The sequence below is a fragment of the Roseovarius sp. BRH_c41 genome, from assembly GCF_000961715.1.
Classification (GTDB): domain Bacteria; phylum Pseudomonadota; class Alphaproteobacteria; order Rhodobacterales; family Rhodobacteraceae; genus Roseovarius.
This window is the reverse complement of the sequence record NZ_LADY01000062.1, coordinates 1-13956: the sequence shown is the minus strand read 5'-3', so window position 1 is coordinate 13956 and position 13956 is coordinate 1. Positions and strand designations below refer to the sequence as shown.

At 62.5% G+C, this 13956-nt stretch carries 15 protein-coding genes; 7 read left to right on the top strand and 8 right to left on the bottom strand.

Annotation, left to right across the window (positions count from 1 at the left end):
* On the top strand, positions 1–180 hold a 180-nt coding region (locus VR71_RS25280; RefSeq protein WP_296430650.1), incomplete at its 5' end, for a hypothetical protein.
* 216 nt (positions 181–396) lie between these two features.
* Here VR71_RS25280 and VR71_RS19960 read toward each other — a convergent pair.
* The gene (locus tag VR71_RS19960; RefSeq protein WP_045686281.1) at positions 397–1272 is read right to left on the bottom strand and encodes a dioxygenase; all 876 of its coding nucleotides are present in this window, start codon (positions 1270–1272) and stop codon (positions 397–399) included.
* Positions 1273–1469: 197 nt separating this feature from the next.
* Here VR71_RS19960 and VR71_RS19955 point away from each other — a divergent pair, with 197 nt between their 5' ends.
* The 4 genes from VR71_RS19955 (at position 1470) to VR71_RS19940 (ending at position 4745) form a co-directional block, all read left to right on the top strand.
* Positions 1470–1850 (top strand): hypothetical protein, encoded by a 381-nt coding sequence (locus VR71_RS19955; protein WP_045686282.1) that lies wholly within the window; start codon positions 1470–1472, stop codon positions 1848–1850.
* Positions 1847–2704, top strand: coding sequence for an alpha/beta hydrolase (locus VR71_RS19950; protein ID WP_045686280.1), 858 nt, complete (start codon positions 1847–1849; stop codon positions 2702–2704). The genes VR71_RS19955 and VR71_RS19950 overlap by 4 nt, the downstream gene beginning before the upstream one ends.
* 14 nt (positions 2705–2718) lie before the next feature.
* Complete coding sequence (locus tag VR71_RS19945) at positions 2719–3576, top strand: 3-keto-5-aminohexanoate cleavage protein (protein WP_045686279.1); 858 nt, start codon at positions 2719–2721, stop codon at positions 3574–3576.
* 137 nt (positions 3577–3713) lie between these two features.
* The gene (locus VR71_RS19940; protein ID WP_045686278.1) at positions 3714–4745 is read left to right on the top strand and encodes a proline racemase family protein; all 1032 of its coding nucleotides are present in this window, start codon (positions 3714–3716) and stop codon (positions 4743–4745) included.
* A gap of 298 nt (positions 4746–5043) precedes the next feature.
* Here VR71_RS19940 and VR71_RS19935 read toward each other — a convergent pair whose 3' ends face one another.
* From VR71_RS19935 to VR71_RS19920, 4 genes are read right to left on the bottom strand one after another with little or no spacing between them, the layout of a single operon-like run.
* A complete protein-coding gene (locus VR71_RS19935; protein ID WP_045686277.1) occupies positions 5044–6285 on the bottom strand; it encodes an FAD-binding oxidoreductase in 1242 nt (413 codons plus the stop codon).
* A gap of 21 nt (positions 6286–6306) precedes the next feature.
* Entirely contained in the window at positions 6307–7221 is a 915-nt protein-coding gene (locus VR71_RS19930) for a proline racemase family protein (RefSeq protein ID WP_045686276.1), read from the bottom strand.
* Positions 7212–8171 carry a dihydrodipicolinate synthase family protein gene (locus VR71_RS19925; protein WP_045686275.1) on the bottom strand — a complete coding sequence of 320 codons (960 nt, stop codon included), beginning with the start codon at positions 8169–8171 and terminating at the stop codon, positions 7212–7214. Before VR71_RS19925 ends, VR71_RS19930 begins: the two co-directional genes overlap by 10 nt.
* A gap of 40 nt (positions 8172–8211) precedes the next feature.
* On the bottom strand, positions 8212–9912 hold the full coding sequence (locus VR71_RS19920; protein ID WP_045686274.1) for an aconitase X: 1701 nt from the start codon (positions 9910–9912) through the stop codon (positions 8212–8214).
* A gap of 156 nt (positions 9913–10068) precedes the next feature.
* On the opposite strand from VR71_RS19920, the gene VR71_RS19915 reads away from it, so the two are divergent.
* Complete coding sequence (locus tag VR71_RS19915) at positions 10069–10704, top strand: XRE family transcriptional regulator (RefSeq protein WP_045686273.1); 636 nt, start codon at positions 10069–10071, stop codon at positions 10702–10704.
* 28 nt (positions 10705–10732) lie between these two features.
* Positions 10733–11770, top strand: a complete 1038-nt coding sequence (locus VR71_RS19910) for an Ldh family oxidoreductase (RefSeq protein WP_045686272.1) — start codon at positions 10733–10735, stop codon at positions 11768–11770.
* Positions 11771–12068: 298 nt separating this feature from the next.
* Here VR71_RS19910 and VR71_RS19905 read toward each other — a convergent pair whose 3' ends face one another.
* From VR71_RS19905 to VR71_RS19895, 3 genes are all read right to left on the bottom strand, one after another.
* Positions 12069–12791, bottom strand: a complete 723-nt coding sequence (locus tag VR71_RS19905) for an amino acid ABC transporter ATP-binding protein (RefSeq protein ID WP_009818134.1) — start codon at positions 12789–12791, stop codon at positions 12069–12071.
* Complete coding sequence (locus tag VR71_RS19900) at positions 12784–13437, bottom strand: amino acid ABC transporter permease (RefSeq protein WP_009818135.1); 654 nt, start codon at positions 13435–13437, stop codon at positions 12784–12786. The genes VR71_RS19905 and VR71_RS19900 overlap by 8 nt, the downstream gene beginning before the upstream one ends.
* A gap of 11 nt (positions 13438–13448) precedes the next feature.
* Positions 13449–13956: amino acid ABC transporter permease (locus tag VR71_RS19895; protein WP_045686271.1), on the bottom strand; the 508-nt coding region annotated here is incomplete at its 5' end.

Genomic DNA, 13956 nt, shown 5'->3' with positions numbered 1-13956 from the left:
ACGGTGGAGGAGCTCGTCGTTCGTCTGAGCGATCAAGGCTTCACCATCCATGAAGAAGCCGAGTATGCGATTTTCGAAAAGAGCAAGTTCCCTTGTACCCTCAGATGGCGGATTCATTGGCAGGCGGAAGGTGGGTCTGTCAGCAATCTGACTCCCAAGTACGGTGGAGCATGTCTTTAGCCTACTACCGAAAGAAGCAATTGGCGCAAACGCAGCGACATGGTGCTTTGTCCCGCTCTGCCGACCTCCAGCGCAGAAGTCTCCCGAAGATTTCTTCGGGAGACTTTGTTGGACATTGCATTATACCCGCAGGCATCTCGGCCATGAGTTGCAACACGAAATGCAAAAGGCTGGCCGCGTGACGGAGCCCCTGAGGTTGCAGGGACGGAGGTCGGTTTATTCGGCGGCTACGGCCTGAGCCGCAGCGTCCGCCTTGAGCACGAAATCGAACTCGAAATGCAGGTCGGTGCCAAGCTCTTTGGGGGCCGGTTTGAATGTGCCGATCAGGCTGTCCTTGACCGCAAAGACACTGTCATCATCGAGCCATTTGCTGTCGCCATCGTAGATCTGGCTGATCAACTGGCGGTAGCCGTCTTTTGAGATGATGAAATGCATATGGCCGGGGCGGTAGGGGTGATGGCCCATGTAGCGCAAGAGCTCGCCCGCCGTTTCCGTATCGGGGATCGGATAGGGGACCGGACGCACGGCGACAAAGGCGTAATGACCATTCGCATCGGTCTCAAAGCGGCCGCGCAGGTTGTATTCGGGTTGATCCGGGTCGAGGTTTTCGTAGATGCCATTGGGCGCATCTTCCCAGACATCGAGCGTGACACCGGCGATGCCCTTGCCCGCCGCATCGCGGATGTAGCCTTCGTAATAGGCGGTTTCCTCGTTGTCGTAATGTTTCTGGATGGTCGAGGCGCCCTTGGGCAGCACAGGAGGGTTCTCGCGGTAGAAGGGACCAAGCACGGTCGACTCGCTCTCGGGACCGTCAATCGGGTTCGACAGCATGTCCACCAGCACCTCGACACCGATGATGTCGCCCAGAAGGATGAATTCCTGCCGGTTCTCGTCGCACGTTTGCCCCGCGCGCTTGAGGAATTCGCAGCCGTCAAGGAACTCGCCATGTTGCAGGTTCACATCCTTGCAGAAGGCGTGCAGGTGGCGAATGAATGCGGTCATGATCTCGCGCTGGCGGTCGGTGATGTCACCGTGCTTGCCGAGGCTCGCGATCACCACATCGGTGATATTCTCAAGATTGACGATTCCCATGGGTTCTCCTCCAAACGGGTGGGTTTCTGATATCCGGGGGCTGGCCGGGGCACGCCCTGTGGTCCTTGTTGTCGGTCATGGCGGGCGTCAAACCAATGCCGCAGGCGGTATCGCGTGATACCCGCTCCGGCATGGATCAAACGCCCCCTTAGATGCCACTTCTAGCACATCCGCAGCATAGAGAGGGAGGCGCAGAGGTGATCGACAGGTTTCAGGATATTCAGGCATGGCTTGAGGATCAGCCGCATCTCTTGCGTCTTGGGCGGCTCTTTTCCGAGACAGTGCTGATCGAGGTCGAGGGCGAGGAGATCTATCTGACCTTCGAAAAGGGGCGGATTGTTTCGGTCGAGGCCGGGCCAAGCCGCAAGACGCCGTGGCGATTTGCGTTGCGCACCGATGCCGAGGCGCTGGAGCAATTCTGGCAGGCGCGTCCTGCGCCGGGATTTCACGATATTTTCGGGCTGGCCAAGATTGGGCGCGGGCGGATTGACGGCGACATCCTGTGTCTGGTCAAGAACCTGCGGTTCTTCAAGGAGGTCATGGCGCTGGCCCGCCACACCGAGGAGGGTGCAGCATGAGCATTGAGCCAATCACAGGCCGTTACCTGACCATCGAGATCGGTGGCACCCTGCGCCGGATCTATTTCGAGGAGGCGGGGCAGGGGCGCGCCGTTCTGTGCCTGCACACCGCCGGGGCCGATACCCGGCAATGGCGGCATTTGATGAACGACGCCGAGGTGACGGCGGGCCATCGCCTGATTGCCTTTGACATGCCGTGGCACGGGAAATCCCTGCCGCCCGAGGGGTTTGAAACGCAGGAATATCTGCTGACGACCGAGGCTTATATAGAAACCGTGCTGGCGGTGGTCGCGGGTCTTGGGCTGGAACGCCCCATTCTGGCGGGCTGTTCCATGGGCGGGCGTATCGCGCTGCAACTGGCGGCGCTGCATCCCGAGCGTTTCAGCGGATTTATCGCCATCGAGGCCTCGGATTTTCAGCCCGCGTGGTATGATATCGACTGGTTTCACCGCCCCGATGCCCATGGCGGCGAGATGGGCGCCGCCCTCGTCTCGGCCAATATTTCGCCCTATGCCCCGAATGCCGAACGCTGGAATACGCTCTGGATGTTCATGCAGTCTGGTCCGGGCGTCTTTCGCGGCGATCTGAGTTTTTACACCCGCGACGATAGCCTGATCGGGCGCTTGGGGCAGATCGACACCGGCAAAACCCCGGTGCATCTGCTGGTCGGAGCCTATGACCTGACCTGCACCCCCGAGGATGCCAAACGCACGGCGGCGGCAATCCCCGGTGCGACGGTTTCGGTGATGGACGAGTTGGGCCATTTCCCGATGAGCGAACATCCGCAAGGGTTCCGCCCGTTTTTCCTTGATGCCCTCGCGCGGATGCCGCGCGTGGCAGTGCAAGCGGCCTGACAGGAGCGACCGACATGACCAAACCCTGCATCATCTGTGTGGCGATCACCGGCAGCCTGCCGCAGAAATCCGACAATCCGGCGGTGCCGATCACTGTGGCCGAACAGATCGAATCGACCCATGCGGCGTTTGAGGCCGGGGCGAGTATCGTGCATGCGCATGTGCGCAACGCCGATGGATCGCCCTCGTCCGATCCGGAAAAGTTCGCCCGCCTCAAGGAAGGGTTGGAGACGCATTGCCCCGGCATGATCCTTCAGTTCTCGACAGGTGGTCGGTCGGGCGCGGGGGAAACGCGGGGGGCGATGCTTTCCTTGCGCCCCGATATGGCCTCGCTTTCGGTCGGGTCCAACAACTTTCCCACTCGGGTCTATGAGAACCCGCCCAATCTGGTCGATTGGCTGGCCGCGGAAATGCGCGCCCATGAGGTCAAGCCCGAGATCGAGGCGTTCGACCTGAGCCACATCCTCAAGGCCAAGGACATGGCCGATCAAGGACACCTTCTTGGCACGCCCTATGTGCAGTTCGTGATGGGCGTCAAGAACGCCATGCCGGTCGACCGCGATGTGTTCGACTATTACATCCACACGGTCAAACGCCTGTTCGGTGCGGATGCGCCATGGTGCGCGGCGGGGATCGGGCGGCATCAGATCACGCTCAATGAATGGGCCGTCGCGGCCGGCGGGCATGCCCGCACCGGGCTTGAGGATAACGTGCGACTGGATCGCGATACGCTTGCGCCCTCGAATGCCGCATTGGTGCGGCGGGTGGTCGAGATCTGCGCGCGTCATGCGCGCCCCGTGGCCACATGTGCCGAGGCGCGGCAGATGCTGGGCCTGCGCACGACCTGCCTGGCAGACGGGAAGGCGGCCTGAGCGGGCATGCTGTGCTGATGCCGGGCGGTGGTCCGGTGACCATTGACCCCGAGGGCAAAGCTCCGTCATACCATCCGGGCACGGTCCTTGGGTGACAGGCGGGACCACGGAACAGCAGAGCGGCACGAGGGCACATCATGCGCAGCACCAAGATCATTCACGTCGTTTCCTGCCATGCCGAGGGCGAGGTGGGCGATGTCATCGTCGGCGGCGTGACGCCGCCCCCCGGCGACACGATCTGGGAGCAGCGCAAATGGATCGCTGAGGATCAGACCCTGCGAAATTTCATGCTGAACGAACCGCGCGGCGGGGTGTTCCGGCATGTCAATCTGTTGGTGCCACCCAAGCACCCCGACGCACAGGCCGCCTGGATCATCATGGAACCCGAGGATACGCCGCCGATGTCGGGTTCAAACTCGATCTGTGTGGCGACCGTGTTGCTGGATAGTGGCATCCTGCCCATGCAAGAGCCGGTGACCCATATGGTTCTTGAAGCGCCGGGTGGTCTTGTCCGGGTGCGCGCGGACTGCGCCAATGGCAAGGCCGAGCGGATTTACGTGGAGAACCTGCCGTCCTTTGCCAGCCGTCTGGGCGTGCCGCTCGATGTGCCGGGTGTGGGGCGGATCATGGTGGATACGGCCTTTGGCGGGGATAGCTTCGTGGTAGTCGATCCGGTGGCGCTTGGCGTCGACCTGGTCGAGGATAACGCGCGCCAGATCGCAGAGCTTGGCATTCGCATCACCAATGCCGCCAACGCGCAGTTCCGGTTCGAGCACCCCGAAAAACCCGATTGGGCGCATCATTCCTTTTGCCTCTTTGCCGGGCCGATCACGCGCGAGGGCAACGCCTTGCGCGCGCAATCCGTGGTGGCGATCCAACCCGGCAAGCTCGACCGGTCCCCCACCGGCACGGCGGTCTCGGCGCGCATGGCTATTTTGGCGGCGCGGGGCGAGATGGACGAGGAGGATCGCTTTACCGGCGTGTCGATCATCGGGTCAGAGTTTCATGGGCGCATTCTGGGTCGGGTCCGGGTTGCCGGGCTGGAGGCGATCCGCCCTGAGATCAACGGGCGGGCGTGGATCACCGGCACCGCGCAGCACATGCTCGACCCGAGCGATCCCTGGCCGGGGGGATATCGGTTGTCGGATACATGGCCGAGGATTGGGTGAGGGGGGGCTGGGGTTGGTCTGAAGGGGACGTTGGACTAAAGCGCTTACGCGCGGAATCAAGCCCGAAGGGCGCCGCGCGATCGCTGGGCCGTCCGTCGCACCGAAGGTGCGCCGCTTTTTCTCGGCACGCCTTCGGCGTGACGGCCTAGCGATTTTGAGATGTAGTTCATCTCTTTGACGTCATACGGACTTTGCTTGCATTAAGTGGCAGTTGCCGCCGTTGCATCGCTCATCCCCGGCCCAGCGACCGCGCGGCTCATCGCTGAGGTCCAATGTCACCTTCAGGCCAAATCTCTCCCTAAAACCGCCCCGCGTCAAACGGCGTCAGGGATATCGCCGGATCACGTCGCGCGGCGAGGGCCGCCACAAGTTCTGCCGTGCCTGCCGATTGCGTCAGTCCCAGATGCCCGTGACCAAAGGCATAGATCACCCGGTCGGCGCGCGGCGCGCGGGAGATGATCGGCAGGCTGTCGGGCAGCGAGGGGCGGAACCCCATCCATTGCGTGCCGCCCTGCGGATCAAATCCGGGCAGGAAATCGCGGGCCTTGCGCACCAGAATTTCCGCACGTTTGTAATTGGGCGCAAGGCGCAGCCCGCCCAGTTCCACCGCGCCGCCAACCCGCAAGCCGTCGCCTATCTTGGATATGACAAAGCCGTGATCGGCAAAGGTCAGATGGGTGTGCAGATCGAAGCTGGCGGTGGGGAATGTGGTATTATAGCCGCGTTCGGTTTCGAGCGGGATGGCGTCGCCCAGCGTGCGCGCGAGATGATGCGACCATGCGCCCGCCGCCAGAACAACTTGATCGGCGCGTGTCGTGCCGGTTGCGGTCTCAATCTCGACGCCGTCACCCACCTGCCGCAGCGCGCGGATATCCGCGATTTCGATAACGCCGCCTGCGGCGACGAACTGCTGCGCCAGATGTTCGGTCCAGCGGGCTGGATCGACGGTGTTCATCCAGTCAGGGGTATAGCCGGCATGGGTAAAGCGCGGATTGAGCCCCGGTTGCACTTCGGCAATCGCGGCGGGGCTTTCAAGGAGATCAAAGCGCACGCCGTGCTGGCGGCGCAAGTCCCATGCGGGCAGGCTGGCGCGATAGGAAGCCTCACCCTCATAGACCTGCAATTGCCCCTCGCGGCGCATCAGCGGCTCGCCGGAAACATCCGCGATCAGCCGCTCAAGTGCGGCGCGGGACTGATGCATCAGGCTGGCTTGGGCTGTGACCGCCGCCGCATACCGGTCCTGCCAACTGGCGCGCCAAAAGCGCAGCATCCACGGCATAAGCGGCAGCGCATAAGCGGGTGGAATCGACAGCGGTCCCAGCGGATCGAGCAGCCATTTCGGCGCCTTGCGCAGGATGCCGGGGGTCGCCAGCGGCTCGATATCGGTATAGGCAAAGGCCCCGGCATTGCCGCGTGAGGTCTCAGAGGCGACACCCTTGCGGTCCAGAATACGTACGGTATGGCCATCCCGTTGCAGGGCGAGGGCGCTGGTCACGCCGATGATGCCGGCACCGATGACGATGATGTCTGAGCGGGCCATGCGGCACCTTTGTTATAAGGGTTAGAGACGGATACCGTTGCGAAACGGATCGTTGGGATCAAAAAGCAATGTGCTTTCGGCCATCACATAGGCCCGCCCGGTGATCGAGGGGATGACGCCGCCGGTCGGCCCGGTCGTATAGGACAGCCGGTACGTGCTGCCGATCACGCTTTCCTGCATGATCTCTTCGCCTGCGGCCAAACGCCCCTCAGCCGCGAGACAGGCGAGACGCGCCGAACATCCCGTGCCGCAGGGCGAGCGGTCATAGGCATTGTCGGGACAAAGGACAAAGTTGCGGCTGTGTGCCGCCGGATCGTCGGAGGGACCGTAAAAGATCACGTGATCCACCTCGATCCCCTGCGCCTGCACGGCCTCGCGCACAGCGATGGTGGTATCGGTCAGGGCCCGGATATTGCCGGAATGCACCGGAACGGGGCTGGGATCGACAAGGAAAAAGAGATTGCCGCCATAGGCCACGTCGCCGGTGACAGCGCCGATACCTTCAATCTCGACCGTGACGCCGGTATGCGTGCGGTAGCTCTCGATATTGGTGACGGTAACGGTGTTGGCGTCAATCAGATCGACGGTGACCACACCAACAGGCGTCTCGATCCGGTGGGTGCCGGGTTTGATCCGGCCCATATGCGCGAGCGTGACGACAAGGCCAATGGTGCCATGGCCACACATGCCCAAGACCGCCTCGGCGTCGAAATAGATCACGCCGGTGACGCAGGTCGGATCGGTCGGCGGCACCATAAGGGCACAGACCATCGCCACCTGACCACGCGGCTCGAGGCTGACCGATTGGTAAAAATCGCGATGCTTCGAGGCCAGCAGCCGGGCGCGCTCGGACAGGGACCCGGACCCAAGGTCCGGCCCGCCGTCAAGGATCACGCGCGTCGGCTCGCCGCCGGTGTGGCTGTCGGTCACATGCATTCAGCGATCACCCCGCCGTGTTTGACCCAATTGGCGAACCATGCGTTGAACTGATGGAACTGCGCCTCGCAGAACCGCGCCTGAGAGGGCGAAAGCGCATCCGTTTCATTGATGTTGAGGCGGTATTCCTCTTCGCCCTTCAGCACCATGAGATGCTTGAAATAGAGCACGAGATCGACACCCTCGTCGAACTTGGCAATCACGGAAAATGCCTCGGCCAATTCGCGTGCCCGCATATCCGCCTCGGGGCAGCCCGTCGCTGCGCGCCGCGACAGGGCCACTTGCAAGAGCGCCTCTTTGGGGAACATCGTGCCGATTCCGGTAATGGCCCCCACCGCCCCGCATTTGACAAAGCCGTGGTAGACCTCGGTATCGACGCCCACCATCAGGATGACGTCGTCATCCTGCGAGGTGATGTGCTCGGCGGCATAGCTGAGGTCATCCTTGCCACCGAATTCCTTGAACCCGATCAGGTTTTTGTGTTCGGCGCGCAGGGCAAAGAAGAGATCGGCCTTGGTGGCATAGCCGTAATAGGGGCTGTTGTAGATGATCGCGGGTACATCCGGGGCAGCGTCCAGAATAGCCTTGAAATGGTTGCGCTGCGCCGCGACCGAGAGGCCACGTGACAGGACGCGCGGGATCACCATGAGGCCCGCCGCACCCACCTTTTGCGCATGCGCGGCATGGGCCACGGCGGATTTCGTGTTGATGGCCCCCGTGCCCACGACAACGGGCACGCCCGCCTTGGTCAGGCGCGCGACACCCTCCATCCGCTCGTCATCGGTCAAGAGCGGCCAGTCACCGCAGGACCCGCAATAGACCACGCCCGACATGCCCGCCGCGATCATTTCCTGCCCCTTGCGCACCAGCGCGTCGAAATCAGGTTTGCGATCCGGGGTGCAGGGGGTCAGCAGGGCGGGGATGGTGCCGTGAAAGACGTCTTTCTTCATGGGAAACTCCTTTGGATGGGCGGTGTGCCTGTGGCGGCGGTCAGTGGCCCACAAGGGCCGGGGCCGCGGCGATCCACGGCGGTGGGGTTGTGGGGGCCATACCAGATTGCGCGGTCATGGCACATTGTTCGAGCGAGCCAAACCGCACGGCGCGATTGCTGAGACCCGGCGCATAATGCGCATATTTGCCGGAGTTGGTCATCAGAACCTCTGCCGAGGGGGGAAACACCGGCTCTGAAATCGAGCACCAGCAGATATCGGGCACGATGGTCACACCAGCAGCCTCAAGCCGCGCCTTGACGCCATTCGCGGTGATCGCCGCCAGTGTGCCGCGCCCAAGGGTGATGATCGTGGCTACGGCGGGATTGACCTGCCGCCCCTCCATCAAATCCGCAAAGGCCGCACATTCCGCGGCGGAAAAATGCGGGCTGCCAAGGGCCACCAGATCAACCTTATCAGCCCCCTGATTGAACCCCTGCCAAGCCTGCGCAAAATCCGCAGCCGTGATGCGGGCGTGATCGGCATCGGGCGTGGGGGGCATATCCGCCTCGGGCGTGATCCCCTTGATATGCATCATCGGTGAGGCGGAGGTGGTGCCATAGGCCGCGCAGAGCGCCTTGAGATCATCGTCCGAGGGGTGCAATCCCTCCAGCCCGCGCAAGAGCGGGATACGGTCGGGGGCAACCTGACCAACGATCCAGCCCAGCATCGGCCAAAAGGCATCGTCGATACCCTCTGGCACGTCAATGTCGATGATCCGGCGCGGCGCGCGGTTCTGATCGAGATAGACGCCCGCGCGCGCGGCGCGTCCGGTGAGGGCAATGCAGAGGTCCATGAAATCGGCATGCTTGACGGTGCGCGCGCCCAGAACCGTGTTGGCATAGATCACGGCATTGCTCTCGGCCCAGGCGATATCCTCGCCAGCGACCGGCTTGTCGTCGAGCAGGTAGGGCGCACAGGTAAAGCTGGGGCGCGCGCCCATTTCGACATAGGCATCGGCCAGTTGGCTGGCGGGCAGACCGAAATCCTCGGCCACGCCCTGCGCGCGCCAATTGGCGTGATCGACCGATATGGCATTCATCGTCGTGGGCACCCGCACCCGCCCGCCCTTGTCCGCCATGGCGCGGGCAAAGGTCAGAAAGGCGGGGCTGGCATAGATGCAGCCGTCGATATGCACGCGGGTCACATCGGTGAGGCTTGGCGCGCCTTGGGCGGCGGCGAGCGTGGTGATGATCTCCATCGCCAATTGCGCCGCCTTGCCATGGTCCCCGGCCAGAAAGGCGCGGTCGCTGTCCGAGAGGGTCAGACCGTCGGAGGCCAAAGAGGTCAGCGGCACCTCCAGATCGCCCGCGCGCAGATGGGTGGCGGTGATCGTGGCATGGGATTGCTGCGCCAGCCGGTCATATTCGGCGGCAGAGAGGCGCAAGACAGCGATCGGCCGCTCAAAAAGCCGCGTGGCCACAAGCGCGCCCAAGGTGAGAATATCCTCGCCCTCGCGGAACACCAGCGCCTTGGGCGCGGTTCCGGCAAAGGCCAACCCCAAAAGCACGCCGCTGCCGGTGCAAGAGCCGCGACTTGTCGGCATCATCACAATGTGCCCGGCCAGCGATTGCCCCTGTTGCGGATGATGCGCGTCGATGATCCGCCCGCTCAGGGGATCAACACCGCCCCAGACGCTCAGCCCCTCGTCGCAGAGCAGGATCGGGCCTTGCACCTCGGCGGCAACGATCAGGTCCGGCATGAGATCACCCTTTGTTGAAGTCTGTATTGCGAGCGGTCGGGCGGGGATTTCGAAAAATCCGATATTCGGTCTCCCCCTGCGCACTCTGCATTGCTACTGTTGTGCCCAACGTAAATATATGCTTAAACAATCACGACTGGTAAGAAAAGAAAAATTATGGCCGAAACAGAAAAAACCTCAGTCGAGAGCGCGGCGGATGATTGGGACGTCGAGCGCCATCAGTTGCGTGCCGATCTTGGGGCGCGGATGAAGTCGGTGCGGCAGGCCTGCGGTTATACGCTCGAAGTGGCGGCGCAGCGCACCGGGCTTGCGCTGTCGACCATCCACAAGATCGAGAACGGGCGCGTTTCGCCCAGCTATGAGAACCTGATCAAGATCGCCCGCGCCTATGATATCGGCATGGAGCGGCTCTTTTCCGCCGACCACGATGCCACACAAACCACGCGCATGACGGTGACGCGGGCAGGGCAGGGGCGCAAGGTGCGCGCCAAGAATTTCGAATACGAAGTGCTGTGCAACGCGCTGGCCGAGAAAAAGATCATTCCGCTGGTGACGCTGGTCGAGAAACGCGCGCCGCTCACACGCGACGAGTTGGAATCGCATGACGGCGAGGAAACGCTCTATGTGCTTTCGGGTCGGGTCGAGTTGACGGTCGAGCATTACGAACCGGTGATCATGGAGCCCGGCGATTGCGCCTATTTCGACAGCACCCTCAAACACGGGTTACGCGCCCTTGATGATACCGAAACCAAGGTGTTCTGGGCCTGCACCTATACCGACGTCGACAAATAAGCCCCAAAGGTAAAAGGAAAAAGCCCGCATGACCAAGCCGAACGTGATTTCCGTTGACGACCTCTTGGCGCGGGTGACGTCGATTTTCGAGACCTGCGGCGTACGCCCCGAGAGTGCGGCAGCGGTGGCGCGGGTGATCGTCGCTGGCGAGCGGGATCATTGCAAATCGCACGGCATCTACCGGATTGAAGGCTGCCTGCGGGTGATTGCGGCAGGCAAGGTGGTGCCGGATGCGGCGCCGGTGCTGCAGGACACAGGCCGGGCGGTAATTGAGGTAGACGCGGGCGGCGGGTTTTCCAACCCGGCCTTTGACGCGGCTGTCGATGCGCTGGCCGCGCGTGCGCGCGACATCGGCCTTGCGGCGCTGGTGATCCGAGATTGCCTGCATTTCTCGGCGCTCTGGCACGATGTCGAGGCTTTGGCCGCGCGTGGCCTTGCGTCCTTATCGATGTGCCCCAGCTATTCCTCAGTGGCGCCCACAGGTGGCAAAGAGCCGCTCTTGGGCACCAATCCGATTGCCTTTGGCTGGCCGCGCCCCGGTCCCAATCCCTATGTGTTCGATTTCGCCACCAGCGTCGCCGCACGCGGCGAGATCGAATTGCGCCGCCGCGCCGGTACGCCCATCCCCGAAGGCTGGGCGATGGACCGGGACGGCAATCCCACCACCGACCCCGAGGCGGCGTTGGCGGGCGCGATGCTGCCCTTTGGCGGGCACAAGGGATCGGCGATTTCGACCATGGTCGAATTGCTGGCCGGCGCGATGCTGGGCGAGTTCATGAGCAAGGAAGCTCTGGAGTTCTCCGGCGGCACCAATCTCTTACCGCGTCACGGCGCGCTGATTCTGGCGCTCGATCCGGCCAGTTTTGCCGCCCGCAGCGGGCGCGATCCGATTGCCGAGGGAGAGCGCCTTTTGAGCGCTATTGGTGCGCAGGGCGCGCGGTTGCCGTCGGAGCGGCGGTTTGCGGCGCGCGATGTGTCCTTGCGCGACGGTATCGTGCTGAGCGAGGCGGAACTGACGCAACTGGCACGGTTCGAGGCCGAAGGGCTGGCGGCGGTCGCGGGGTGATTGAGTGGGCGTTCGGGCCGGGCTCTGCGGATTGAACGTGGTCTTGAGAGGCAATCCCCAATGCGCGGAACAAAGGCGCGTAGCGCCGCCGCGCAGCGGTCGTGCCGAAGGCATGCCTCTGGCATGGTCCGCCCCCACGGGCGGGCGCTTTTGCGATGGTTTAACATATTGATAACGCGGAAGTGTTTGGCTGGGATTAAGTGCCAGCCGGTGCGGTGGCAGCGCCCACCCGGCGGACGGGCGCCGCGCGGCCCATCACTCGGGACTAGCGGCAGAAAAGGCCACACTCACCTCAACATCAGCGCACGTTGGCCAGAAACTTCTGCGTCTCGGGATGTTGCGGGTCACCAAAGAGCTGATCGGGCGCGCCGATCTCGGCCATGATGCCTTGATGAAAGAACGCCACCCGCTTGGACACATCGCGGGCAAAGCCCATCTCATGCGTCACGCAGATCATGGTCATGCCTTCTTCGGCCAGCATCTTGAGGGTTTCCAGAACCTCGCCCACAAGCTGCGGATCGAGCGCCGATGTCACCTCGTCAAAGAGCATGTAATCCGGCGACATCGCCAGCGCGCGGGCAATCGCCATGCGCTGTTGTTGCCCGCCTGAGAGGCGCGAGGGATAGGTGGTCAGCTTGTCCCCCAGACCGACATGGCGCAGTTGCTTTTCGGCAATCGCCTCGGCCTCAGCCTTGGCCATGCCCAGCACCTTGCGCGGCGCCAATGTGACATTCTCCATCACGGTCAGATGCGGAAAGGCGTTCCATTGCTGAAACACGATCCCGACCTTGCGGCGCAGCTTGTTGAGATTGGTTGATTTGGCATGTACCTCGGTGCCGTCGATGGTGATCCGGCCAGAGTCAATCGGCTCCAACCCGTTGATGCAGGTCAGCAGCGTCGATTTGCCCGACCCCGAGCCGCCGATCACGGTCACCACCTCGCCGCGCTGCACCGTCAGGTCGATCCCCTTGAGAACCTCCAGATCGCCAAAGGATTTACGGACATTCTGGATCTCAATCATTGGACCACCTTTTTTCGAGATAGCCGCCGAAACGGGCAAGCGGGAAACTGATGATGAAGTAGAAGGCACCACAGATGAGCAACAGGAACAGCGGCTCTTGCAGGCGCGTGATGAGGATCTGGGTGGATTTCAAGAGTTCCGTGACCTGCACCACATAGACCAGCGCCGAGTCCTTCATCACCCCAAGCGCCAGACCGATCCAAGACGGCAGCGCCACGCGCGTGGCCAGCGGCAGGACGATATAGCGCATGTCCTGACCCCATGTCAGGCCAAGCGACCGTGCCGCGCGGCGGGTGATCTCGGGCACAGCGTCAATGCCGCCGCGCACAATCTCGGCACAATAGGCCGAGGTGTAGAGCGACAGCACGATGCAGGCCACGGTAAACCCGGAAATCTGGAGTTGCAGCACCATGCCAACGAAAGCATTGCCCAAGACAAGCTGAATAAGCAGCGGCACCGAGCGGAAGATGTCGAGAAAGAAGGTCAGCGGCGCGGCCAGCACCGGACCAAGCTGCACCCGGATCACCCCAAAGAGGATGCCAAGCAGGGTGCCGATGACCACGGAAATGGCGGTGACTAGGATCGTGATCCCCGCGCCCTTGGCGAGAAAGACCAGATCATTGGCGGAGAGGGCGGTGTCAAACATGCGTTTCCCCCTCAATACCGGAACAGGCGGGCAGCGATCAGGCGGCCGCCAAAGGTGATGGCCTTGGTGATCAGGTAAAAGATCACCCCGGCCAGCGCGAATAGCTCAAAGGTGCGGAAGGTCAGCGCATTGAGATCCTGCGTGACCCCGTAAAGGTCACTGTTCATGCCGACCGTCACACCGAGAGAGGTCATCAGGATGGCCCAGACCATCTGATTGGTCATCGGCAGGAATGAAATGCGCAACATCTGAGGCATGATGATATGACGAAACGCCTGCAATTGCGTCAAACCAAGCGACCGGCCCGCACGCCCCTGCGTGTCGGGAATGGCCTTGAGCGCGCCGCGAAAATTCTCGGTGAGATAGCCCGCGTTGTTGAAGGTGATGCCGATCAACAGCGACACGAAGGGGCTGAAATGGATGCCAAAACTCGCAACGCCAAAATGCGCCATATAGATCTGAAAGAGGGCTGGCGTATTGCGGGCAATCTCGACCCAAGTGGTCGCAAAGGCCATCAGC